Raw genomic sequence first — 23,271 nt, forward strand, 5'->3', positions numbered from 1 at the left:
CCGGCTCAGGAGGTCCTAGGACCATCGGACGAGTCCATCCCGACGTCGGTCCGATGTGCGTGGTCGGCGTGCACCGATAGCGTCACAGGCATGCTTCAGAAGGGGTGGTCATGACGGTGTCGGTGGACAGTCCGGCGGAGGGCACGCCCGTTGCGACGGACGACCGGATCTTCGGCCCGAAGTTCCGGAGCCTGACGTTCGGGATCGTCGCGTTGGTCCTGCTCGTCGCGTTCGAGGCGATGGCCGTGACGACCGCGATGCCGGTGGCGGTGCGCGAGCTCGACGGCCTGTCCCTCTACGCCTGGGGTTTCTCCGGCTTCATGGTCGCGAGCCTGTTCGCGACCGTTGTCGCGGGCGGGATCGCGGACCGTCGGGGGCCGGTGGCGCCGTTCCTCGGCGGTGTCACGTTGTTCACCGGTGGCCTGATCCTCGCCGGCCTGGCGCCGACGATGCTGCTGTTCCTCCTCGGCCGCGCCGTGCAGGGTCTCGGCGGCGGCGCGGTGGTCGTCGCGCTGTTCGTGATCGTCGGCCGCGCCTACCCCGCTCACGTGCGGCCGCGGGTGTTCGCGGTGATCTCGAGTGCCTGGGTGCTGCCGTCCATCGTCGGACCGCTCGTCGCCGGAACGGTGTCGGAGCACGCGAGCTGGCGGTGGGTCTTCCTCGGCCTGGTGCCGCTCGTGCTCGGCCCGTTGCTGGTGATGCTGCCGCGGCTGCGGCACCTGCCGAACGTCGAGCCGTCCACGCCGCAGCGAGGGCGCAACTGGCTCGCGCTGGCCGCCGCGGTCGGGATCGGCCTGCTGCAGTGGGCCGGCCAGGAGCTTCAGTGGTTCAGCCTGCTCGCGGTGGCGGTCGGCCTGGCCGCGCTGATCGTGAGCCTGCCGAAGCTGCTGCCGCCCGGCACGTTGCGCTTCCGGCGCGGGCTGCCGACGGTGGTCGCGATGCGCGGGCTGCTGGCTGGCGGGTTCTTCGGCTCGCAGGCGTTCGTCCCGTTGATGCTGATCGAGCACCGCGGGCTGTCGACGACGGTGGCCGGGCTCACGCTGACAGTCGGCGCGCTCGGTTGGTCGTCCGGCTCGTTCTGGCAGGGTCGGCCGTCGCTGCGCACGCCGCGCCACCAGCTCGTCCGGTTCGGCGCGCTGTTCGTGGCGTCGGGTACGGCGGTCGTGGCGCTGGCCGTGTTCACGACCGTTCCGGTGTGGCTCGCCGCGGTCGGCTGCGCGATCGCCGGGCTCGGCATGGGCCTGTCGCTCGCGAGCCTGTCGGTGCTGCTGCTGGACATCTCCCCCGTCGAGCAGCAGGGCGTCAACACGGCGGCCGCGCAGATGTCGGACTCGCTCGGCAACGTGATCTTCATCGGTCTCGGCGGCGTGCTGTTCGCGTTCCTGCACGAACGAGTCGACGCGGTGGCGACGTTCCTGCCGATCTTCGTGGTGATGATCCTGGTCGGCCTCGGCGCCCTCGCTGCCTCGACGCGGGTCCGTACCGACAGGAGCTAGTCAGCCTTCACGGCGAGCACCGGGCAGCTGGCGTCCAGCAGGACGCGCTGCGCGGTGCTCCCCATGATCAGCTTCCCCACCGGCGAGCGCTTGCGCAGGCCGATGACGATCAGCTCGGCATCGACCTCGGCGGCGATCTCGACCAGTTCCTCCGAGGCCAGCAGCCCGCGCATCGGCTGCCGGACCTCGTGCGCGACACCGGACTCGCGGAGCACGTCGCGGACGAGCGCCAGCTCCTCGCCCTGCGCGAACCGTTCGTCCACCAAGGCGTCGCCGCGCGAGGAGTTCACCACGACGACAGGGCCGCCGCGCAGCTTCGCCTCCTCCAGGCCTCGCGCGAGCGCGGCTTGGCCCTCCGGCGACGGCACGTACCCGATGACGATCGTCATGACTCACCCTCCGAAATCCCCGCGGTACGGCGGCGTCGATGGAGCCGCAGCAACGGCGGCACCGCGACCGCGAGGAGCGCCAGCACCAGCGCGATCTTGCTGAACGCCGACGCGAACAGTACCCCGACGTTCCCCTCGCCGATCGCGAGCGCCCGGCGCAGGTTGGTCTCGGCGACCGGGCCGAGGATCAGCCCGACGACCGCGGGCGCGACCGGCCAGCCGTACCGCCGCATCGCGAACCCCAGCAGGCCGAACGCCAACAACAGCAGCAGATCGAACGGGTCCGCGTTCACCGCGTACGAGCCCAGCGAGGCGAACATCAGGATGCCCGCATAGAGATACGGACGCGGGATCCGCAGCAGCTTCACCCAGATCTTCACCAGCGGCAGGTTGAGCACGAGAAGCATCAGGTTGCCGATCAGCAGCGACGCGATCAACGTCCACACCAGTGACGACTCGGTCGTGAGCAGCAGCGGACCGGGCTGGATCCCGTAGCTCTGGAACGCGGCCAGCAGGATCGCGGCGGTCGCCGACGTCGGCAGCCCGAGCGTCAGCAGCGGAACGAGAACGCCCGCCGCGGCCGCGTTGTTCGCCGCCTCCGGGCCCGCCACGCCCTCGATCGCGCCCTTCCCGAACTCGCCGCGCTTGGACAGCCGCCGTTCCAACGCGTACGACAGGAACGTCGGCAGCTCCGCACCGCCGGCGGGCAGTGTTCCCATCGGGAACCCGATCGCGGTGCCACGCAACCACGGGAAGACCGAGCGGCGGAAGTCCGAACGGGAGAACCAGGTGCCGCCGATCTGCATCACCTGCACCGGCCCGTGCCGCAGCCGCGATCCGACGTACAAAGCCTCGCCGACGGCGAACAACGCGACGGCAACGACCACCACGTCGATGCCGTCGGACAGCTGGCCGATGTTGAACGTGTACCGCTGCTGCCCGGTCAGCACGTCCGTTCCCACCAGGCCCAGGAACAACCCGAGCCCGAGCGTCAACAGCCCTCGCAACGGAGACGGGCCGAGCAAGGTCGACACGGTGCAGAACGCCAACACAGCAAGGGCGAAGTAGTCCGCTGGCCCGAGCGAGACCGCCCAGTCCACGACCGGCGGCGCGACCAGCGCGAGCAGGAACGTCGCGATCGTGCCCGCGACGAACGAGCCGAGCGCGGCGGTCGCCAGCGCCGCGGCGCCACGGCCCGCCTTCGCCATCCGGTTGCCCTCGAGCGCGGTGATGATCGACGCGGACTCGCCGGGAGTGTTGAGCAGGATCGAGGTCGTCGAGCCGCCGTACATGCCGCCGTAGTAGATGCCGGCGAACATGATGAACGCCGACGTCGGCTCCAGGCTGAACGTGATCGGCAGCAACAGCGCGACGGTCATCGCCGGCCCGATGCCGGGCAGCACGCCGATCGCCGTACCCAGCAGCACGCCGAGGAACGCGAACGCGAGGTTGACGGGCGTCGCCGCCGCGGCGAGGCCGTTGAGGAGTTCGGTGAGGCTAGACACGGGCGACCAGCTCCAACAGCACCCCGCCGGGCAGCGCCACGCCGAGCGCCTTGACGAACACCAGCCACACCGCGACCGACACGATGCCACCAGCGAGAGCCGGACGGATCCAGCCCGGCGCGCCGAGCGCCTTCGCGACCACCAGGAACATCGCGGTCACCGCGAGCGGCCAGCCCACGACGTTGATCAGCAACGCGTGCGCGGCGAACGCGACCGCGATGACGGCGACCGGCCGCCAGTCCGTCCGCGCGTTCGGGTCGACGTCCTCGCTCTCGTCCATCGGTGCCCGGTCACCGCGCGCGATCGCGATCAACAGCAGCACCGTGACGAGGAGCAGGAGAACGCCCAGGACGTAAGGGAAGAACCGCGGCCCGATCGTGTTCGTCGTCCCTGGCACCGTGATCTGGGTGGCGCCGACGAGAACGACGATGCCCAGCACTCCGACCAGCGCGACCGCGACGAACTCTCCCCACGATCGGCGGGCGGGCTCCTCCGGCGTGGACTCCGACGCGGTCATGTGACGAGTCCGATCTCCCGCAGGACCTTGTTCACCCGTTGCTCCTCGCTCTTGACGAACGCACCGAACTCGTCGCCGATCAGGAACTCGTCCTCCCAGCCCTGGTTCGCCAACGCCTCCTTCCACTGCTCACTGTCGTACACGCGCTTCACCACGTCGGTCAGGTCCGCCCGTGCCTGCGCGGACATCCCCGGACGCGCCATCACGCCGCGCCAGTTGCTGAGCTCGACGTCGACGCCCTGCTCGGTGAGCGTCTTGGCGTCGGGGAGCTGGCCGGAACGTTCGGCACCGCTCACCGCGAGCGCGCGAAGGTCGCCGGACTTGACCTGCTCGGCGTACTCCCCCACCCCGGAGATGCCCGCCGCGACCTTGCCACCGAGCAGCGCGCCGAGGGACTCGCCGCCGCCGGAGTACGGGATGTAGTTGACCTGCTTGGGATCGATGCCCGTGGCCTGCGCCATCAGGCCGGCGAGGATCTGGTCGGCACCGCCAGCCGAGCCGCCCGCGATCGGGACACCGCGCGGATTCGCCTTCCAGGCCGCGAGGAAGTCGTCGAGCGTCTGGAACCTCGACTTCGCCGGCACCACGATGATCTCGGACTCGCCGGTCAGCCTCGCGATAGGTGTCACGTCATCCAGACGCGTCGTGGACTTGTTCGTCTCGATCGCGCCGACCATCACCAGGCCCATGGTCATCAGCAGGGCGTCGTCGGACTCGCGGGCGAGCTGGCTGAGGCCGATCGTGCCGCCGGCGCCCTCGACGTTGAAGACTTGAACGTTGCGCGCGATGCCGCCGCGCTGCAGCGTACGTTGCAGGACGCGGCTCGTGGTGTCCCAGCCGCCACCCGGGCTCGCCGGGGCCATGATGCGGATCCGACTCAGATCGCCCTGCCCGGTGACGGTTCCGGCGCAGCCGGAGAGCAGAAGCGCGCAAGCGAGGATCACGCCAAGGAGGTGGTTGCGGCGTGTCATGCCTCGTGAGCGTATTGACATGACCCCCGAGGAGCCAGCATTTGGCGCTGTCGTTTGTTCGCCGTCCGTTGCCGGGCTTGTTCCTTGACCGGTCGGACCAGCTCCCGGAGGGTGAGATCCATGGCCATCAAGCGATTTCTCGCAGTCTTCGTCGCGCTCGTCCTCGCGGTCGTCGCCCTCAGCTCGACGGCGAACGCCTCATCCCATCGGCACGATCTGGTCGTGCAACGGCACAAGGCGGTGACGGTGCCGGTGGTCGTCTGGCGCACCGGTGAGGCAGTGTTGGACCTGACCGCCGCTGCTCCCGGTACGGATTGGGCGGTCGAGGGCAGCGAATCGGCGGTGCTGTCGGTGTCGGTCGACGGTACGTACGCGACCGACGTGGTCGTCACCGGATCCGCGCCGCTCGCCCAGCAGTTCGTGCTCGGGCGGCTGTCCAAGGGCGTGCACTGGGTGAAGCTGCGGTTCGCGACGGACCGGTCGGCGAAGTCGTCGAAGAAGGTCGTCGTCTCCAGGGCGAAGGTGACGACGTACTCGGCGCACGACCCGGAGTACCAGGTGCTCGCATACGCGCCGATCGTCTACGGGCGCACGATGGCCTCACTGGGCAGCCCGTTCCAGAACGCCACGACGGACACGCCGCTGCTCGCCTGGCATGAGCGCCGCGCGGCGACCACGCCGGGGCACACGATCCTCGAGTACTCGGTGATCTGGAGCAACGAGGACGGCGGAACGAACACGCCTGCCCTGATGGCGCGCTGGGGTCGGACGACCGACATCGAGTGGATCTACCGGGTCGAGCTGGACGCGCGGGGCAAGCGCGTCCAGGGCAGCGACGTCTACCAGGCCGCGAACCACGCGACGCTGCAGTTCGCCGGCGCGTACCAGGGTGACCACGCGAAGCTCGAGACCTGCACCGAGAACAACAACATGTGCGACCAGCTGACCGGGTCGATGCGGTTCTTCCTTTCTCCGTTGCGTACTCGGCCGGTCGAGGCGGCGCGCGAGGTCGTCATGGACGCGAACCCGTGGTCGTACCTCGTGATGGCCAAGGAGATGCTCCGCGAGGGCAAGATCGAGGCGCCGTCTCCGGCCGCGCCGGCGACGCCCGAGGTCAGCGACCAGCGGAACTACCTGTTCGCGATCGTGAAGAAGACGACCGAGGGTGCGAACACCGGGTCGTCCTGGGTGGGCGCCGCGCTGACGGTGAAGCTGCGAACGGGTGAGACGGTGTACGTGTCGAACCACGTCGACCCGACCTGGTCGATCCAGCGCAACGACCCGGCCGCGACGACGGTCGAGCTCCCCGCGGGCACGACGCAGGCGGACGTCGCGTCGATCGGCGTCCGACGCGTGGTGGTCGGCACCGACAGCGGCGCCTCGGTGAACGTGACCCGCCTCGACCGCGGCTTCTTCCTCGGCGCGGACTACCTGCCGCAGCAGTCGTTCCTGACCTGGACCGGCTCGGTGACCGTGACCGCCGCCCAGCCCGAGGCCGTGCTGTGGACGGCCCCCTAGTCTTCCTCAGGTGAGACCGGTCGGCACCACCGTCGCGATCGCGATCGGTGGTGCCGTCGGGGCGCTCGCTCGGTACGGGGTCGCGGTGGCGATTCCGCATGCGGACGGGACGTTTCCGGTGGCGACGTTCGTCACGAACGTGGTCGGCTGCCTGTTGATCGGTGTGCTGATGGCCGTCGTCGAACGTGGCCGCGCTCCGGACTGGGCGCGACCGGCGCTGGGCGTCGGCGTCCTCGGCGGGTTCACGACGTTCTCCGCGTACGCGCTGGAGCTCACCGGCCTGCTGGACCGGCCCGTGGTCGCGCTGGCCTACCTGTTCGGCACGCTGGTCGCCGCGCTCGCCGCGACCTGGGTCGGACTGGCCGGCGCGCGGAGGCTGCTGAAGTGATCACGATCCTGCTGGTCGCGGTCGGCGGCGCCGTTGGCGCGCCGCTGCGCTACCACCTCGACCAGGTAGTTGGCCGCCGCACGTTCCCGCGCGGAACGCTGCTGGTCAACGTGGTCGGCTGCTTCCTGCTCGGGTTCCTCGTCCAGACGACGAGCGGCCCAGCACTGGCGCTGCTCGGGACCGGGTTCTGCGGCGCGCTGACGACGTACTCCACGTTCGGGTACGAGACCGTGCGGCTGCTCGAGGAGCGCAGGTACGGGCACGCCGCCGCGAACGTGGCGGTGAGCGTGGTCCTTGGGTTCGCCGCGGCGCTGCTAGGCCTCGGCGCCGGGCGGATGCTCGGGTGAGCGCGGCCCCAGGATCGCGCCGTCGAGCAGGAACGGCGCGCGCGACCAGGCGCGCATCTCCTCACCCTTGACCTCGGCGCGGGCGTCCCACCCGGCCTTGCGCCGCGACTCGTCGAGCTCAGCCGACAGCGCCCCGATGCGCTGGGCGAGCCGGTCCCGCCACGGCTCCGGCAGGTCGCGCGCGAGGCCGACGCCGTGGCGTACGCAGACGCCGTGCGCGTTCGCGACCCTCGAGGGCGAGGCTCCGGCGAGCCGGCCCCGCTCCCGTTCGACCGCCTGCGACTGGAGTAGGCAGACATGGCAGTCGAGCTTCCGGCCGGCCGTCGCGGGGTTCGCACCGGCGAAGTCGGCCTGCCAGAGCGCGGCGTTGTGGTCGATCACCGCGGCGACCGCGGGCAGCAGGCCGTCGTCGGTGAGGACGTCGGCGCCGGCCGGGTCGCGGACGCCGATGAGGTCGGCGAGGTGGTTCGCGCAGAGCGTCGCCTCGGCGCGCAGGTCCGCGGCCTCGTCGCGCGGCAGGGTGGCGAGCCAGCCGAGCTGGCGCCACGCCGTCCGGTCTGCCTCCGCGCACAACGGGCAGCAGGGCGCGTCGAGCAGCCAATCCGCGTCGTCGGCGCCGAGCACGTCGTCAACGTGACGTTGACGGAGCTTGCGGCGGCGGGAGTAGTCGAGGTCGACGCCGATGAGATGGCGCTCGGCCGTCGCGGTGTCCTTGCCGAGGCGTTCGGCGAGCAGCCCGGCGACCGACTTGACCCGTCGGCGCAGCAGCGCGACGCCGTGCCGTACGCAGACGGCGTCGCCGGACTCGAAGAGGCGTGCGACGTCCGGGTCGTGGAGCGCGTTCGCGAGCAGGCCGAGCAGATCGTGCTCGGTGCGCTGGACGGCGAGGCAGGCCGGGCACGGCTCGAAGTCGCCGTACTGGGCGCCCTCGGCAACCGCCAGCACGGCGGCTCGGGCGACCTCGGAGAACAGCCAGCGCGCGAGCCACGACGTGGCCGGGCCGGAGTCGAGCAGGTGCCGGGTGTGGGCGGCGCAGAAGCCGAGCGAACGGTCCAGCCGTTCGCGGAGCTCGAAGTCGGCGCGGGTCTCGTTCTCGTACATGAAGAACCAGCGCTTGACCTCGTCGTTCATCGCCCGGCACACCGCGCACTCGGCGCCGCCGACGGCGTCCATCGCGTCCAGCCGGTCACGCCGGGACAGCGGCTCGGGACGACCGAGCAGCTTGCGGACCAGGCGTGCGACCTCCATGCCTTGCACGGTAGCCGGTCGAACGGCCGGGGAGGTTACGTGCAGGTAGGTTCGAACGCGTGAAGAACACCCTGGTTCTCTGGGACATCGACCACACGCTCGTGGACTACACCGGGCTCAGCACCGACTGGTACGCGGCGGCGTTCGCGGCGGTGGCCGGGCGGGCGATGAGCGCGCTGCCGATCTTCCACGGCCGGACCGAGCGCGCGATCACGACGGACCTGCTGGTCGCGCACGGCATCGAGCCGACCGAGGAGGCGATCCAGGCGGTGTGGGCCGTCCTGATCGCGCAGTCGGAGCAGAGCCGGGACCGGCTGGCGGTCGAGGGCAAGGTGCTCGCGGGCGCGCAGGCGGCGTTGGCCACGCTGGCGACGCACGGGCACGTCGTGCAGTCGCTGGTCACCGGCAACCTGCCGGAGATCGCCGAGCACAAGCTGGCGGCGTTCGGGCTGCATGAGCACGTCGACCTGACGATCGGCGGGTACGGCGCGATCTCCGCGCATCGGCCCGACCTGGTGCCGCACGCCGTGCAGCTGACGGCGGCCAAGCACGGCGTCTCGTTCGAACCGTCGGCCGTGTTCGTGGTCGGCGACACCCCGAACGACGTGGCGGCGGCGCTCGCCCACGGCATGGTCGCGGTGGCCGTGGCGACCGGCGCGTTCACCGCCTCCGACCTGCGCGACGCCGGGGCGCACGTCGTGCTGGAGTCGCTCGCGGAGACCGAGGTCGTGGTGGGAGCTCTTGTCGGAGGGCACGAGTAGTTTCGAGGAGATGAGCACCACGTACGCGGAGAAGGCGCCGCCGGCCTACCTGGCCGGTGACGTTCACTGCGTGTGGCGCTCGTCGTTCGGGACCAGCTCGGCGATCCTGCCGGACGGGTGCCTGGACCTCGTCGTGGCGCCCGACCGGGTGTTCGTGGCGGGTCCGGACACGACGGCCTGGAGCTCCGGCTACGCGGTCGGCGCTCCTCTGTACGGGATCCGCTTCCTGCCCGGCCGCGCGCCGCGGGTGCTCGGCCTGCCGGCGAGCGAGCTGCTGAACCAGCGAGTCCAGCTGCTCGACCTGTGGGGCCGACCCGCTCGGCGGATCGTGTCGAAGCTGTACGCCGACCCGATCCCGGAGCTGACCAAGCTGGTGGCCGAACGCCTCGACCGGCCGGAGGCCGACCCGGTCGACCCGCTCGTCGACCTCGCCGTACGACGACTGCGGCGCGGCGGCTCCCGGGTGACGGCCGTGCTGCGCGACCTGGACCTGTCCGACCGGCAGCTCCGGCGGCGGTTCGCGTCGGCGGTCGGGTACGGCCCGGCGACGTTCCTCCGCGTCTCCCGGCTGCAACGCGTCCGCGACCTGGCGCTGCGTACAGAGCTGAGCCTCGCCGAGCTGGCGGTCGAGGCGGGGTACGCCGACCAGGCGCACCTGAGCCGCGACGTGCGCGAGCTCGCCGGCACGACGGCTCGCAACCTCCTTCGCCCCGCTGGAGCTTTGGCCGCCTAGCTTGCGACCCCGATGACCAGCGCCATGCCGAGAAAGAGCACCAGCTGATAGCCGCTGTTGATGACGGTCAGCTTCGGAGGCTTCAGCTCGAAGGCATTGTGCTGGAGGAGCGTGCTCGCCGAGAACGCCACCCACGCCACGAGACCGACCAGCAGCGCCAGCCAGACCGAGTCGTTGTCGGTAGCCGCCGACGCGATCCCGATGCCGGCGGCCAGCCCGATCGCCGTCACACCGTTGGCGACGGCGAGCTGGACCACGTTCCGCCTGCTGGCCTGCTTCGACTGCTCCGGAGTGATGCCGGTCAGCTTCCACCAGACGATCCCGAAGCCGTACTTGCTGTACCACGCGTACGCCACGACCATCCCGGCCACGAAGGCGAGAACGGTGGCCAGCCAGTTGATCCCCATGGCGCGTGATAAAATCAACCGCGATGGAAAATGTCAAGCGGATGTCTAGCCGCTCGTACCGACAGTTCTGCGGACTCGCCCGCGCCCTGGACGTCGTGGGCGACCGCTGGAACCTCCTGATCGTGCGCGAACTGCTTCCCGGTCCGCAGCGCTACAACGAACTGAAGGCCTCCCTCGCCGGGATCGCGACCAACCTGCTGGCGGAGCGACTGCGGAGCCTCGAGGAGAACGGCATCGTCGAGCGGCAGGTCGGAGCGGTGGGAGTCCGCTATGCCCTGACGCCGTGGGGTGCGGGGCTTCGCGAGCCGATGGAGGCGCTGGGTCGGTGGGGCGCGCCGCTGTTGATGAGGGGGCGTGACGACGGCGATGCGTTCCAGCCGCGCTGGCTGGCGGGCGCGCTGACGGCGCTGCTTCGAGAGGTGACCGCGACTCCCGCGGTCGAGCTCGGCGTCGAGGTCGAAGGTCTCCTCATCGTCCTGCACGTCGACGAGAACGGTCCGCGCGCGGTGATCCAACCCGACCGTCAGCCGGACACGATCCTGACCGCAGCACCGGAGATCGTCGTCGGACTCGCGACTGGCGCGGTCACCATCGACCAGGCGGTCTCCCAGGGAAGCCTCGTGGGCGACCCGCGGATCCTCTCCAGAGTCTTTCGCCTCACACGGCCAGTGGGCCCTCTACCTGGCGTCTACCCGGCGTAAAGGGGCCGCTGATCATGTTTACATGATCATTGGCCCCAGGGCGGGGCGGGGCCGGGCGAACCCACCGCTGGGCGAAAGATCGGGGGCTAGCTGTCCAGCGGCGTCATCCGTTGTCGTGGCAGCCGTTGGGCGGTCGGGTCGGCGTGCAGGATGCGGCGGATCGCGTGGTGCTCGTCCTCCGCCAAGGCGGACGGGTCGAGCTCGCACAGGTCCTTGTAGCGCTGGCGCGCCTCCTCGGCGTCGGACATGCCGAGCTGTTGCGCGATCATCGCCCAGCTGGCCCCACGTGTCACAGCCGCCGCGATCAGGATCCGCTCGTCCCAGTCCATCCCACGCCGGACGGCGGGGACCAACGCGAGCGCGTCGAGCAGATCCTTCGAACGGACGGCACCGCGGTGGTAGCCATCTTGTCTGTTGAGCGCCAGCCGGACCTTCGCGATCGCCTCCGCCGCGCCGAGGGGCGGCAGCTTGTGGTGACGACTTCCGAACGTGGACAGGGCATATCGCCGTGTCAGACGTTGGCGCGCGTCCTGCTCGCGCATGCTACGGATGTAGCGGATGGTGGCACTCTCCCGGCCGTTCACGGCCTGCTCACCCCTTTGCTCGGTCGCCCCCGAGTGTGTGTAGCAGCAGAGTTATCGCAATGCCTCCAGCGCCGTCAAGGCCTCTGAGTGAATACATCCTGGCACTGTCAAGCACTGGTTGACAAGATCGACTACAGCAAGCCTCGAAGCCCGCGACCAAGCCAGAACGACCTGAACGCGATCGGGCAGGTGGAGCTTCGCGAGCACGTTCGACACGTGCACCTTCACGGTGTAGCGACTGATGGTGAGACGACCGGCGATCTCATCGTTCGACATACCCGCGGCGAGGAGGTCGCACACCTCCCGTTCCCGCTCGGTGAGATGCCGAACGGCCGCGAGGATCGCGTGATCCTCCTCGGTCGGAAGCTCCGGGCGCAGCGCCTCGATCATCCGCGTGGTCGCCTCGGGTGCCAGCACGGACTGCCCGGACGCGACGACGCGGATGCCGTCGCGCAGCCGTTCGGTCGGCGCGAACTACCGAGCCCCGGACGGCATCCCGTCCGGGGCTCGGCGAAGAGAGGTCGTGCTAGGTGAGGGACTACGGGTGCAGCGTCTTCAGGGTGTAAGAGCCGCTTCCGCTGTAGGCGTGGACCTGCCACCGGTAGGTGCCGGCCGTGCCGTTGTAGGTGAACTCCTCATCCGGGTTGGGCGTGATGCCCTGCGCGACCGTCGCCCAGGTGCCCGCGGTGTTGCGCTTCTGCAGGTACAGGTCGAAGTCGACGCCGCTCGGCCCGTCCAGGCAGCCACGGAACGCGCCGCCGTTCGAGGCGAAGCCGGACGAGTTCGGGTGGTAGAGGCGCGCACCCGAGCTCACGGCGCTCGAGTACGTGTTCGGCAGCGTCGCGCAGGTCGGCGCGGGGGGCTGCGATCCGCCGAGCGTGTAGAGCAGCCGGTTCGGCGAGCTCGGGCCTGGGTTGCTGACGACGCCCTGCGTCGCGGAGTTGACCAGCGCGTCGCGGACCGCGGCGGGCGCGGCGGACGGGTTGGCCTCGAGGTACAGAGCAGCGGCGCCGGCCACGTGCGGGGACGCCATCGACGTACCGCTGATCGTGCTGGTCGCGGTGTTGCTGGTGTACCACGCGGAGGTGATGTTGGAGCCCGGCGCGAAGATGTCGACGCAGGAGCCGTAGTTGGAGAACGACGACTTCGCGTCGGTGTTGGTCGTCGAGCCGACCGTGATCGCCTCGGGCGTACGAGCGGGCGAACGCGTGCACGCGTCCGTCGTCTCGTTGCCGGCCGCGACAGCGAACGTCACGCCATCGGCGATGGCGCGCTGCACCGACTGGTCGAGCGACGCCGACGCGCCGCCACCGAGGCTCATGTTGCCGACGGCCGGACCCGACGTGTGGTTGCTGGTCACCCAGTCCACACCCGCGACGACGCCGGACGTGGAGCCGGAGCCGCCACAGTCGAGCACGCGGACGCCGACGAGCCGGACGCCCTTGGCGACGCCGTACGTCGTGCCGCCGACCGTGCCGCCGACGTGCGTGCCGTGGCCGTTGCAGTCGTCGGCGCTGCCACCGTCGATCGCGTCGAAGCCGCTGACGGCGCGGCCGCCGTACTCGTTGTGGCTGAACCGCAGGCCGGTGTCGACGATGTACGCGGTCACGCCCGCGCCGGTCTGGTTGTAGGTGTAGCTGTTCGACAGCGGGAGGCTCCGCTGGTCGATCCGGTCGATGCCCCACGTCGCGGGCGACTGGGTCGCCGAGATCTTCATCACGCGGTCGGCCTCGACGTAGTCGACGGCCGCGTTCGCGCGGACGGAGGCGAGCTCCGACGTGGACAGCGCGGCCGAGAAGCCGTTCAGCGCCGAGCCGTACGAACGCTGGATCTGCCCGCCTGCGGCCTTCGCCGCCGAACGTGCCGGCGCGAGTGCGGCGCCGTCCTTGAGGACGACGATGTACTGGCCCTTGATCACGTTCGCTTTGTCAGCTCCGACGAGCGGAGCCGGTCCACCTGGACGAGCGGCCGGTGCCGCGCCGGCACCTCCCGCCATCGATACCACACCAGCTGCGGCTGCCAGTCCGGCAGCAAGCACGGCGACAGACCGCCGCCAACGACGTGATTCCACGTGGACCTCCTTGTGGGTGGCTGAAACCGACCTTGTGGGTGGGGGGTCACCGGCCCACGGGCCAAGTCGGCGTCCCTGACAAACGCCATACAAGAACCATGTCGGACAGATCCGTTTAGCCCATGCCCCGCCGGAACTGTCAGACTGGCGAGATTTCTACTGGGCAACCCTCGGCGTTGTCCATAGTTTGGCCACGATGTGCCGCCAGAAGTTCACACAGGATGACCAAGTGGCATGGCTAGCCGACCGATATGTCCACCGAAGGTCGCAATGTAGCGAGACGTTCCAGCACGACATGGACCGGATGCTGTCCGAAGTCTTTAGCGGCAGTTACGCTGATTTCAAGGCCATTGTCCGCAATCGGTGAGATGACCTGGTCCAGCAGGGCGGAGAACCGCGGCCCCCATTTCCGCGCTCCGAGACGCGCCGTGGTCGAACAGTTGTCGACCATGAACGCGACATCACGAGCGTGCATGTACGGCAAGAGCGAATCGACCGCCTCGATCACCGACTCGTTCACGATCTCCGACCACGGATGCCCGCGCTCGGCGAACAGGTCGACCTGCGCCACCATCGCCGCGAGGAAGATGCCCGCGGTGTACGGGTCGGAAACCGCCGCGGCCGCTTCCTGCCGCGCGGCCCGAACCGACGCGCCCGCCGCCCACATCGGCGAGCCGCTGATCGGCTGCATCGGCGACGTCGCCAACCGGGCACCCGCGAGCACCACGCTCGCCAGCTCGTTGCCCGAGTCGACCTCGTCGTAGATCTCCGCGACCAGGTCGCGGAACGGCCCGTACCCCGCGGCGTACGCGCGGTCGAACGCCGCCAGGTCCTCGCCCTCGAACGCGTTGCGCACGCCGAGCAGTCCGTCCCGCGAGATCGTCGGCGCGATCGACGCCGTCACCGCTTCGGCCGACCGTGCGAACGCGCGCTCCGGCTCGTCGCCTTCGACGCGGTAGCGCTGGTAGAGGCTCTCGACGATCCCGTGCACCGCGCCGAGCAGGATCGCCCGTTCGCCGACAATGTCCGAGCGGTACTCACTGTCCAGCGTGGTCTGGAACGTGTACGGCGACCCGAGTCCGATCGACCACGCGAGCGCTCGTTCCGTCGCCCGCCCGTCGACGTCCTGGTGCACCGCGAAGCTGGCGTTGATGCCGGCGCCGTTGATCTCTCTCCCCTGCAGGTAGAGGCGACGCACCGAGTCGCCCATGCCCTTGGGGCAGACGCCGATCACGTTCACGTCCTCGGGGAACGAGGCGCCGACCGTGCGCAGGTGCCCGACGAGGAAGCCGTGCGAGAGGCCGAGCGTCGCTCCGGGCTGGAGGCGCTCGAAGATCGCTTCGTGGTTGTTGGCGGTGGCCGCGTCGGCGACGAGCAGGATCACGAGCTGGCTGCTCGCCACCACGTCCAGCCAGTCGCCGACGCGCAGTCCCTCGGCCTCCGCCTCGGCGCGCGAAGACGAGCCGGCGCGCAGTCCGACCACGACCTCGATCGCGGTGTCGGCGAGCGAGTCGCGCAGGTTGAGCGCCTGGGCGCGGCCCTGCGGACCCCAGCCGATCACGCCGATCTGGTCGACGCCTTCCAGCGCGGTCGGGAGGAGCGGGAACAGGTGTCGGCCGCCGCGCACGATCGACTCGCGGGTGCCCGCGAGCTCGATGGTCTCGACGTCGAAGACAGCAGAGGTGAAGGTCATCCCACCGTTGTAGGCTCGCCGGCATTGTTTCGACAAGCGCAACAATTCGAACGCGGCGTTTCAGGAAGTGAAATGGACAACCGGCAAGAGCTCGCGCTGTTCCTGCACCTGGCGCGGTCGCTGAACTTCGGCCAGACCAGCGCCGACTGCCACGTGAGCCCCGCGACGTTGACGCGGGCGATCCAACGGCTGGAGTCCGAGGTGGGCGAGCGGCTGCTCGACCGCGGGCCGCGCGGCGTCGCGCTGACCGAGCCGGGCCGCCGGTTCCACGAGTACGCGGTCGCCGCGACCCAGCTCTGGGCCGACTACCGCAGCGGCACCGGCGCGGGCGATCTCACCGGCCGGCTGAGTGTCTTCGCGACCGTGACCGCGTGCCAGGCGCTGCTGCCCGACCTGCTCGCGCCGTTCCTGCGCGAGTATCCGAGCGTCGAGCTCGACCTGCGGACCGGCGACGCCGCGATGGCCCTGGCGCAGCTGGCCGAGGGCGCGGTCGACGTGGCCGTCGCCGGGCTCCCCCGGCGGGTGCCGACCCTGCTGCAGACCCGGGAGATCGCCCGGACGCCATTGCGCTTCGTGGTGGCCGCCGACCATTCCGGCGCCGCGGCGGAACGCGAGTGGTCGGAGCAGCCGTTCGTCCTGCCGCGGCAAGGCTTGGCACGCGACGCCGTGGATCGATGGTTCCGGGCGCGCAAGATCGTCCCGAAGGTCGCGGCGGAGGTGGACGGGCACGAGGCGGTGCTGACGCTGGCGGCGCTCGGCCTGGGCATCGGGGTGGTGCCGGAGCTCGTGCTGACGTCGAGCGTCGTCCGCGACCGGTTGGTGACGCTGCCGGTCGTTCCGGGGCTGGGCGAGTTCCGGATCGGCCTGTGCGTACGCCGTGCCGACCTGCGCCGCCCGGTCGTCTCGGCGTTGTGGGCCAGCGTCAGGTGATGCGGCCGTACCTGCGCAAGGTGAGCGTGTTGAGCAGCGCCGAGAGGATGAGCACGACGCCGAGCGCGAGCAGCTGGTACTGGCTGCCCTTGGAGTCCTCGAACGCGAGCAGCAGCCCGGCGTTCAACCAGGTGACCAGCAGCGCGGCGACGAACACGCCGCCGACCGTGCCGATGCCGCCCTGGATCGCGACGCCACCGAGCACCGCGATCGTGATCGCTGGCAGGGCCATACCGTTGCCGACCGTTCCCGCGTCCGGTCGCGCGGACGCGAACTGCGCGACGGTGACGACCGCGGCGACACCGGCGAGCAGGCCGGATCCGACGTACGCGGACAGCCGTACGCGCGGCACCGAGAGCGTGGCGAACGTGGCCGCGACGTCGTTCGTCCCGACCGCGTAGAGCTTGCGACCGTACGTCGACCTGGTCAGCACCAGCCAGACGATCACCAGGCAGGGCATCAGGAACGTGAAGACCTGCAACGGGATCGCCGGGAGCAAGGGCAGCTTGACACCGTCGGTCAACGCGCTGAGGTCCTGTACCGGCTTGGTGGAGATCGGCGCCTTGTCGTTGCTCACCATGGCGATCGACGAGTACGCGTAGTAGGTCGCGAGCGTGGCGATCAGCGGCGGGAAGCGGAGGTACGCCGTCAAGAAGCCGTTGACGGCACCCAGCACGCCGCCGACGAGCACCGCGCCGACCGCCGCCGGGAGCAGCGGCCAGCCCCAGAGGCCGACCATGAAGCCGAACGCCATGCCGGCGAGGCTCACGACCGAGCCCACGGACAGGTCGATGCCACCTCGTCCGGACACGATCACGAGCAGTTCCGCCAACGCCAGCAGGCAGAGCGGGACCATCGACTCCAGCGCAGACGCGAGGTAGCCGGCGTCGAACGGAGCGACGAGGTACTGCCCGCCCTCCAGCACCTTGAACCAGACGAGCACGACGGCCAGCAGAGCGACGAGCAGCACGACGCGTTCGGTGAGGACGTACTCGAGGGCGCCGGTGTCGCGCTTGGGCAGCTTCACAACGTCCCCCTTCGCCGTGCTCGCAGCAGGTCGACGCCGACCGCGACGAGGATGAACACGCCGACGAAGAGCGTGGTGAGCTCGCTTGGCCAACCCAGCAAGGTGACCGCGCTCGTCACGGTGCCGACGAGCAGCGCACCGAGCATCGTGCCGAGGACGGTGCCGCGGCCGCCGACGATGCTCGTTCCGCCGATGACGACGGCCGCGATCACCTGCAGCTCGAGGCCTTCGCCGGCGTTCTGGATGACGAGGCCGCCCGTGCCGATGAACACGCAGCCGGCGAGGCCGACGAGCGCGCCGGTGAGCACGTACGCGAACAACTGCCGCCTGCGTACCCGCACACCCGCGAGGCGCGCTGCCTGCGCATCGCCGCCGATCGCGTACAGATGCCGGCCCGTTGGCCAAGCCCGCATGTAGAACCACATGATCGCGGCGAGGACGACCGCGAGCAGCCAGGCGTTCGGGACGCCGAGCAGCCGCCCCTCGCCGCCGCCGCCGAAGAAGCCGAGCGTGTCGGGGATGCCGGTGACCTGGCGGCCGTCGAAGATCTGCAGCGCGACGAACCGGAAGATGTTGAGCGTCGCGAACGTGACGATGATCGGATGGATGCGGCCGTACGCGACGAGTCCGCCGTTCACCAAGCCCAGCAGGGCTCCGACACCGAGCGCGACGAGAACGGCAACGGGCATGGGCGTTCCGCCGTCGTGGATCAGCTTCGCGACGATCACCATGACGACAGCGACCGCGCTGCCCACCGACACGTCGATGCCGGCGGTGACGATGACCGCGGTCATGCCGATGCCGATCAACGCGATCGGCGCGACGTTGAACAGGATCGCGCCGAGGTTGCCCGCGGTGAAGAACGTGTCGGTGGTGAGCCCGAGCACCAGCCACAACACGGCGAGCACGCCGACGAGGGCGAGCTCCTGCCCCTCGATCGCTCGCGCGGCCGGGCGCCTCATGCGGCCTCCCCCGCCGCGGCCGCGAGGACGTCGGCCTGCCGCGCGCCGCGCCCGAACGCCGCGACGACCTTCCCGCGTCGAACGACGAGCACGCGGTCCGCGAGCCCGAGGACCTCGGGCAGGTCGCTGGACGCGACGACGATCGCGCTGCCGTTCTCGGCGAGCTCGGAGACGATGCGGTGGATCTCGTCCTTCGCGCCGACGTCGACGCCCTGGGTGGGTTCCTCGAGCAGGAGGACGCGGGGGCGCTTGACGAGCTGCCTCGCGATCAGCGTCTTCTGCTGGTTGCCGCCGGAGAGCGCCGCGACCCGAGTCTGTGGGCCTTTCGCGCGGATGGAGAGGCGGTCGATCAGGTCGCGCGCGACCATACGTTCGCGGGCTCGGTCCAGCCAGCCGGGGACCTTGGAGAGGAAGCCGAGGTGGGCGGTCGAGAGGTTGAACGCGATCGACTTCGGCGCGAAGACCCCTTGCACAGCACGGTTTCCGGGCACCATCGCGATGCCGGCGGCCGAGGCGTCGCGCGGCGTCCTGAGCCGAAGCGGCTGGCCGTCGACGTGGACGGCGCCGCGGTCGGCGGGGTCGACGCCGTACAAGGCTCGGGCGATGGCGCTCGCGCCGGAGCCGATGAGTCCGTACAGCGCGACGACCTCGCCCTCGCCGACGGACAGGTCGAAGGGCTCGAACTCGTCGACCCTGGTCAGCCCGCTCACCTGGAGGACCGGCGTTCCCGCGAACTGACGGGCCGGTCGGTCCGGCGCGAGGGCGAGCTCGTGTCCCACCATGAGCTCGGCGACCGCGCGGACCGTGAGCTCGCTGGTTGGCTTGGCGGCAACGACCTGCCCGTCGCGGAGAACGGTGACGCGGTCGCTGATCTGGGCCAGCTCGTCCAGCCGGTGGCTGATGTAGATGATGCCGACGCCGCCCGCGCGCAGGTTGCGGACGACGCCGAACAGCACCTCGATCTCGCGGTCGGTGAGGATCGCGGACGGCTCGTCCAGGATGAGGATTCTCGCGTCCTGGGCGAACGCCTTGCTGATCGAGACGAGCTGCTGTTCGGCAACGGGCAGGTCGGCGACGCGAACGTCGGCGATGCCGCTGTCGACGCCGAGCCGGTCCAGCAGCTCGACGACCCGCTTTCGCTGGGCTCTCCAGTCCACCGGGCCACCTTTGCGGCGGCGGAGCTCCCTGCCCAGGAAGACGTTCTCGGCGACCGTCAGTTCGCCGAACAGATGCGGCTCCTGGTAGACGGTCGCGATGCCCGCGTCGATCGCGGCCGCCGTGCTGGCGCTCGCGAGCGGGTCGCCGTCGAGCGTGATCGTGCCGGCGTCGGCTCGTTCGGCGCCGGACACGATCTTGATCAACGTGGACTTGCCGGCACCGTTCTCCCCCACGAGCGCGTGCACCTCGCCCGGCTGGACGTCGAAGTCGACGCCGCGCAGAGCGTGGACACCGCCGTACCGCTTGACGATGCCGCGCAGCTCCAGCATCAGTAGTTGAACTTGTCGGCGTTGTCCTTGGTGATCTGGAGCGGGTCGCCGAGCAGCAGCATCTTCTGGTCGGCGAACCACTTGGCGTCGGGGATGCCGTCGCTCACCTTGTTCGACTCGTCGAGCTGCTCGCCCTTCGCGAGCTTCTGCGCGGCCCAGGCGGTGAGGTAGCCGAGGTTCTCCACGTCCCACAGGACCGAGGTGCTGGAAGAGCCGTCTTCGAGGTAGCCCTTCATGCCCTGCGGCGTACCGAGGCCGACCGTGAAGACCGTGCCGATCTTGCCGGCCTCACGTACGGCCTTCGCCACGCCGGGCGCGGAGGTCGTGCACTGGCCGATGAAGCCGGTGAGGTCGGGGTGCGCGTTCATCAGGTCCTTGGCCATGGAGACGGCCTTGGGCTCGTCCTCGCCGGCGTAGACGGTGTCGACGAGCTGCATGTTCTTGTACTTCTCGGCGGCGACCTTCTTCTCGACCTCGATCCAGGAGTTCAGGTTGGCCGCGGTCTGGCCGCAGGAGACGATCGCGAACTTGCCCTTCTCCCCCATCGCCGTCGCGAGCGAGTCCATGATCGTCGTACCGATGCCGTCTGCCGTTGCCTGGTTGACGAAAACCTCACGTACGGAGTTGGGCGCGTCGGTGTCGGAGGTCATCACGTGGATGCCCTTGTCCTTGGCCTCTTGCAGAACCGGCGCCATCGAGTCGGGGTCGTTCGGGGCGACGACGAGCACGTCGACCTGCTGCTGGATGAGCGACTTGACGATCTCGGTCTGCGCGCCAGGGTCGGCGGTCGTACCGCCCTTCTGGATCCACTTCAGGCCGAGCTCCTTGGCGGCCTTCTGGCCGCCGGTGTTCATCGCCTGGAAGTACGGAACGCCTTCCAGCTTCGGAACGAACGCGACCGTGATCTGCTCGTCCCCGCTGGCTCCGCCTGTGGGTGTCTGGTCGCTGGTCTTCTTCGTACAGCCGGCGAAGGCTGTCACGAGGATGAGGACCGCGGCGAGTGCCAGCACCGGCTTGTTCGTGCGCATTGAGCCTCCCGTTTTGCTCATGATCGCCCGATGTCGCTGAGAGTACCGCTCGGCTCACCATCGGGAGCTGGCCGACAGCGGCCGTGATCGCTGTGTCGGTGCGGGAGAGGATGATCGGTGGCAGTCGTCGAAGCGAGGAGAAGTCAAGTGCCGTTGCGAGTGATCCACGTCGGGATGGGCGGATGGGGACAGGACTGGGAGGAGAACGCGATTCCTCCGGTCCGTGAGGTGGAACGGGTGGCGTGCGTGGACGCCTCCCCGGACGTTCTCGCGGCGGCGAAGAAGCGGCTCTCGCTACCGGACGCTCAGTGTTTTACGAGCCTGTCCGAGGCTCTGTCAGCAGTGTCGGCTGACGCCGTGGTGATCACGGCGCCGGTGGGGGCGCACGTTCCGTTGGCCGTGGAGGCGATGGAGGCGGGGCTCGACGTTCTGACCGAGAAGCCGTTCGCCACGTCGCTGGAGGAGGCGGTGTCGGCCGTCGCCCTCGCCGACAAGCTCGGGCGGACGTTGATGGTGTCGCAGAACTACCGCTTCTACCCCGGGCCGGTGACCGCGACGTCCTTGGTCTCCTCCGGCGCGGTGGGCGAGCTCGGGTCGGTGTTCATCGACTTCCGGAAGTGGGGCAACGACGCGGCGCCGGGGACGAACAAGCACTACGAGATCGTCCACCCGTTGCTGTTCGACATGTCGATCCACCACTTCGACCTGCTGCGCAAGGTGACCGGGCAGGAGCCGGTGTCGGTCTTCGCGAAGACGATGGACCCGCCGTGGAGCCGGTTCGTCGAGGAGGCATCGGCGGCGCTGGTGATCGAAATGTCGGGCGGGGTCGTGGCCTCGTACCGCGGCAGCTGGGTGAGCAACGGCGAGCCGACGCTGTGGGCCGGCGACTGGCGGCTGGACTGCGCCGAGGGCGAGATCTACTTCACCGGGCGGAACTCGATCGCGGGGTCTCCCGACGGTGACGCCGTGGAGGTGCGGCGGCGGGTCGGCGGCGTGGTGGAGAAGCCTGCCCTGACGAAGGTGCCGTACGTCGGCCGCTCCGGCTCGCTGGGCGAGTTCGCCCGCGCGATCGCCGCTGGGGTGGAGCCGGAGTCCTCCGGGCGGCAGAACCTGGGCAGCCTGGCCTTGATGGAGGCGGCTGCCCGGTCTGCTGCTTCGGGACAGGTCGAGGCGGTGAACGTTCCTTCTGTGTAGCTCGCTAGCCGCAACAGCCTTGCTGGGTTGCTGAAACATCCTCGAGGGCCAGGCCGGTGGTGAGGCCCTTGGGGGCGGCGAGGTTGGAGGAGCAGACGCCGGTCTGCGGGAGGTTGAGCTCGACGCTTCGGGCGGCCTCCCAGTCGCCCGCGAGCGCGGCGACGACCGAGCGGGCCTGCTCGTAGCCGGTGGCGAGCAGGAACGTGGGCGCCCGGCCGTACGCCTTCGCGCCGATCGCGTAGTAGCCCTGCTCAGGGTGGGCGAGCTCGTCGACGCCGTGCGGTGGAACGGTGCCGCAGGAGTGCACGTTCGGGTCGATCAGCGGCGCCAGCGCGCGGGTGGAGCCGAGGATCGGGTCCAGGTCGAGGCGCAGCTCGGCGACGAGGTCGTGGTCGGGGCGGAAGCCGGTGGAGTTGACGATCACGTCCGCATCGACGCGGCGGTCGCCGTCGACGAGCGCTCCGTTCTCGATGGCCTCGGTGCGGAAGCCAGAGACCAGCTCGACTCGTCCGGACTGGACGAGCTGCCTGAGCTTGGCGCCCAGGGCGCCGCGAGCGGGCAGCTCGTCGCCTGCGCCGCCGCCGTAGCTGCGTTCCTGGCTGGTGCCGCGAACGACCCAGGCGATCCGCGTTCCCTCTTCCTGGTCGGCCAGCGCGCCGAGCTCGATGACGGTGGTCGCGGCGGAGTGGCCGGCACCGACGACAGCGGTGCGCTGGTGCGCGAACGTCTCGCGGTCGGCGCCGAGGACGTCGGGCAGCGCTCGGTGGATCGGCGTTGTCTGCTCACCGCGGGCCGGGATGCCGGATCCGCCGAGCACGTTGGGCTTCCGCCAGGTGCCGGAGGCGTCGAGGACGGCGCTGCCTCTGAGCTCCTGGCCGTCCTGGAGCCTGACGAGGAACGGGGCGTTCTCGCGGCCCTGCGTGCGTACCCGGTCATAGCCTTCGCGCGTCACCGCGACGACCTCGGCTTCGTACCGGATCCTGTCGGTGAGCTCGGGGGTCTTGGCCAGCGGGGCGAGGTAGGCGTCGATGAGCTCGCCGCCGGTGGGGAGGTCGTCGAGCTCGGGCTGCTGCCAGCCGGCGCGTTCGAGCAGGCGCTGTGCGGCTGGGTCGAGGTCGTACCGCCAGGGGCTGAACAGCCGGACGTGGCGCCAGTCCTCGATCGCGGCGGCTACCGACGAACCTGCTTCCAGGACGAGGAAATCCAGGCCGCGCTCGGCGAGCTGCGCCGCGGCGGCGAGGCCTATGGGGCCGGCACCGATGACGATGACGGGGTGGTGGTGGGTGGGCTCGCTCATGCGTGCCACCTTGCCTC

Annotated in this window: 24 protein-coding genes; 9 read left to right on the plus strand and 15 right to left on the minus strand. The window is 70.1% G+C overall.

The genetic code is table 11. The features are described from left to right. The first annotated feature begins 110 nt into the window (after nt 1-110). Nucleotides 111-1,496, plus strand: a complete 1,386-nt coding sequence (locus JOD67_RS28050; protein ID WP_205120705.1) for an MFS transporter — start codon at nt 111-113, stop codon at nt 1,494-1,496. Here JOD67_RS28050 and JOD67_RS28055 read toward each other — a convergent pair. Genes JOD67_RS28055 through JOD67_RS28070 form a run of 4 tightly spaced genes read right to left on the minus strand, consistent with a single transcriptional unit; the run spans nt 1,493 to nt 4,878 of the window. Then, complete coding sequence (locus JOD67_RS28055; RefSeq protein WP_205120706.1) at nt 1,493-1,885, minus strand: universal stress protein; 393 nt, start codon at nt 1,883-1,885, stop codon at nt 1,493-1,495. The two genes, JOD67_RS28050 and JOD67_RS28055, sit on opposite strands and share 4 nt — an antisense overlap. Then, nucleotides 1,882-3,390, minus strand: coding sequence for a tripartite tricarboxylate transporter permease (locus JOD67_RS28060; RefSeq protein ID WP_205120707.1), 1,509 nt, complete (start codon nt 3,388-3,390; stop codon nt 1,882-1,884). The genes JOD67_RS28055 and JOD67_RS28060 overlap by 4 nt, the downstream gene beginning before the upstream one ends. Further along, a complete protein-coding gene (locus tag JOD67_RS28065) occupies nt 3,383-3,907 on the minus strand; it encodes a tripartite tricarboxylate transporter TctB family protein (protein WP_205120708.1) in 525 nt (174 codons plus the stop codon). The genes JOD67_RS28060 and JOD67_RS28065 overlap by 8 nt, the downstream gene beginning before the upstream one ends. Beyond that, complete coding sequence (locus tag JOD67_RS28070; protein ID WP_205120709.1) at nt 3,904-4,878, minus strand: Bug family tripartite tricarboxylate transporter substrate binding protein; 975 nt, start codon at nt 4,876-4,878, stop codon at nt 3,904-3,906. The genes JOD67_RS28065 and JOD67_RS28070 overlap by 4 nt, the downstream gene beginning before the upstream one ends. A 120-nt stretch (nt 4,879-4,998) precedes the next feature. Between JOD67_RS28070 and JOD67_RS28075 the strand changes: the two genes are divergently transcribed. Genes JOD67_RS28075 through crcB form a run of 3 tightly spaced genes read left to right on the plus strand, consistent with a single transcriptional unit; the run spans nt 4,999 to nt 7,131 of the window. Then, nucleotides 4,999-6,396 carry a hypothetical protein gene (locus tag JOD67_RS28075; protein WP_205120710.1) on the plus strand — a complete coding sequence of 466 codons (1,398 nt, stop codon included), beginning with the start codon at nt 4,999-5,001 and terminating at the stop codon, nt 6,394-6,396. A 10-nt stretch (nt 6,397-6,406) separates the two neighbouring features. Beyond that, on the plus strand, nt 6,407-6,784 hold the full coding sequence (locus tag JOD67_RS28080; protein WP_205120711.1) for a fluoride efflux transporter FluC: 378 nt from the start codon (nt 6,407-6,409) through the stop codon (nt 6,782-6,784). Continuing rightward, entirely contained in the window at nt 6,781-7,131 is a 351-nt protein-coding gene (crcB, locus tag JOD67_RS28085) for a fluoride efflux transporter CrcB (RefSeq protein WP_307782575.1), read from the plus strand. Before JOD67_RS28080 ends, crcB begins: the two co-directional genes overlap by 4 nt. On the opposite strand, the gene JOD67_RS28090 is transcribed toward crcB, so the two are convergent. After that, nucleotides 7,099-8,379 carry a hypothetical protein gene (locus JOD67_RS28090; RefSeq protein WP_205120712.1) on the minus strand — a complete coding sequence of 427 codons (1,281 nt, stop codon included), beginning with the start codon at nt 8,377-8,379 and terminating at the stop codon, nt 7,099-7,101. The genes crcB and JOD67_RS28090 overlap by 33 nt on opposite strands. 59 nt (nt 8,380-8,438) lie before the next feature. Between JOD67_RS28090 and JOD67_RS28095 the strand changes: the two genes are divergently transcribed. After that, a complete protein-coding gene (locus JOD67_RS28095; RefSeq protein ID WP_205120713.1) occupies nt 8,439-9,140 on the plus strand; it encodes an HAD family hydrolase in 702 nt (233 codons plus the stop codon). Nucleotides 9,141-9,150: 10 nt separating this feature from the next. Further along, nucleotides 9,151-9,873, plus strand: coding sequence for a helix-turn-helix transcriptional regulator (locus JOD67_RS28100; protein WP_205120714.1), 723 nt, complete (start codon nt 9,151-9,153; stop codon nt 9,871-9,873). On the opposite strand, the gene JOD67_RS28105 is transcribed toward JOD67_RS28100, so the two are convergent. Continuing rightward, entirely contained in the window at nt 9,870-10,280 is a 411-nt protein-coding gene (locus tag JOD67_RS28105; protein ID WP_205120715.1) for a DUF1761 domain-containing protein, read from the minus strand. The genes JOD67_RS28100 and JOD67_RS28105 overlap by 4 nt on opposite strands. Nucleotides 10,281-10,303: 23 nt before the next feature. On the opposite strand from JOD67_RS28105, the gene JOD67_RS28110 reads away from it, so the two are divergent. Further along, nucleotides 10,304-10,981 carry a winged helix-turn-helix transcriptional regulator gene (locus JOD67_RS28110; RefSeq protein ID WP_239554079.1) on the plus strand — a complete coding sequence of 226 codons (678 nt, stop codon included), beginning with the start codon at nt 10,304-10,306 and terminating at the stop codon, nt 10,979-10,981. Between the two features lie 86 nt (nt 10,982-11,067). On the opposite strand, the gene JOD67_RS28115 is transcribed toward JOD67_RS28110, so the two are convergent. The 4 genes from JOD67_RS28115 to JOD67_RS28130 all read right to left on the minus strand — a co-directional run bounded on the left by JOD67_RS28115 (nt 11,068) and on the right by JOD67_RS28130 (nt 15,329). After that, nucleotides 11,068-11,523: a hypothetical protein gene (locus JOD67_RS28115; RefSeq protein ID WP_205120716.1), complete on the minus strand. Its 456-nt coding sequence runs from the start codon at nt 11,521-11,523 to the stop codon at nt 11,068-11,070. A gap of 93 nt (nt 11,524-11,616) precedes the next feature. Further along, nucleotides 11,617-11,982, minus strand: a complete 366-nt coding sequence (locus JOD67_RS41410) for a LuxR C-terminal-related transcriptional regulator (RefSeq protein ID WP_307782576.1) — start codon at nt 11,980-11,982, stop codon at nt 11,617-11,619. Nucleotides 11,983-12,103: 121 nt separating this feature from the next. Next, on the minus strand, nt 12,104-13,636 hold the full coding sequence (locus JOD67_RS28125) for a S8 family peptidase (protein WP_307782577.1): 1,533 nt from the start codon (nt 13,634-13,636) through the stop codon (nt 12,104-12,106). A 238-nt stretch (nt 13,637-13,874) separates the two neighbouring features. Continuing rightward, entirely contained in the window at nt 13,875-15,329 is a 1,455-nt protein-coding gene (locus tag JOD67_RS28130) for a ketol-acid reductoisomerase (RefSeq protein ID WP_205120717.1), read from the minus strand. 72 nt (nt 15,330-15,401) lie between these two features. Here JOD67_RS28130 and ilvY point away from each other — a divergent pair, with 72 nt between their 5' ends. Continuing rightward, entirely contained in the window at nt 15,402-16,259 is an 858-nt protein-coding gene (gene ilvY / locus JOD67_RS28135; RefSeq protein WP_205120718.1) for an HTH-type transcriptional activator IlvY, read from the plus strand. On the opposite strand, the gene JOD67_RS28140 is transcribed toward ilvY, so the two are convergent. Genes JOD67_RS28140 through JOD67_RS28155 form a run of 4 tightly spaced genes read right to left on the minus strand, consistent with a single transcriptional unit; the run spans nt 16,252 to nt 20,763 of the window. Continuing rightward, nucleotides 16,252-17,286, minus strand: a complete 1,035-nt coding sequence (locus JOD67_RS28140; RefSeq protein WP_205120719.1) for an ABC transporter permease — start codon at nt 17,284-17,286, stop codon at nt 16,252-16,254. The genes ilvY and JOD67_RS28140 overlap by 8 nt on opposite strands. Then, nucleotides 17,283-18,248, minus strand: coding sequence for an ABC transporter permease (locus tag JOD67_RS28145; protein WP_205120720.1), 966 nt, complete (start codon nt 18,246-18,248; stop codon nt 17,283-17,285). The genes JOD67_RS28140 and JOD67_RS28145 overlap by 4 nt, the downstream gene beginning before the upstream one ends. Continuing rightward, nucleotides 18,245-19,735 carry a sugar ABC transporter ATP-binding protein gene (locus JOD67_RS28150; protein ID WP_205120721.1) on the minus strand — a complete coding sequence of 497 codons (1,491 nt, stop codon included), beginning with the start codon at nt 19,733-19,735 and terminating at the stop codon, nt 18,245-18,247. The genes JOD67_RS28145 and JOD67_RS28150 overlap by 4 nt, the downstream gene beginning before the upstream one ends. Further along, a complete protein-coding gene (locus JOD67_RS28155; RefSeq protein WP_205120722.1) occupies nt 19,735-20,763 on the minus strand; it encodes an autoinducer 2 ABC transporter substrate-binding protein in 1,029 nt (342 codons plus the stop codon). Before JOD67_RS28155 ends, JOD67_RS28150 begins: the two co-directional genes overlap by 1 nt. Before the next feature lie 147 nt (nt 20,764-20,910). On the opposite strand from JOD67_RS28155, the gene JOD67_RS28160 reads away from it, so the two are divergent. After that, nucleotides 20,911-21,957, plus strand: coding sequence for a Gfo/Idh/MocA family protein (locus tag JOD67_RS28160; protein WP_205120723.1), 1,047 nt, complete (start codon nt 20,911-20,913; stop codon nt 21,955-21,957). A 4-nt stretch (nt 21,958-21,961) separates the two neighbouring features. On the opposite strand, the gene JOD67_RS28165 is transcribed toward JOD67_RS28160, so the two are convergent. Next, nucleotides 21,962-23,254 (minus strand): FAD-dependent oxidoreductase, encoded by a 1,293-nt coding sequence (locus JOD67_RS28165; RefSeq protein WP_205120724.1) that lies wholly within the window; start codon nt 23,252-23,254, stop codon nt 21,962-21,964. Between the last annotated feature and the right edge of the window lie 17 nt (nt 23,255-23,271).

The organism is Tenggerimyces flavus, from assembly GCF_016907715.1.
In the GTDB taxonomy this organism is placed as follows: Bacteria; Actinomycetota; Actinomycetes; order Propionibacteriales; family Actinopolymorphaceae; genus Tenggerimyces; species Tenggerimyces flavus.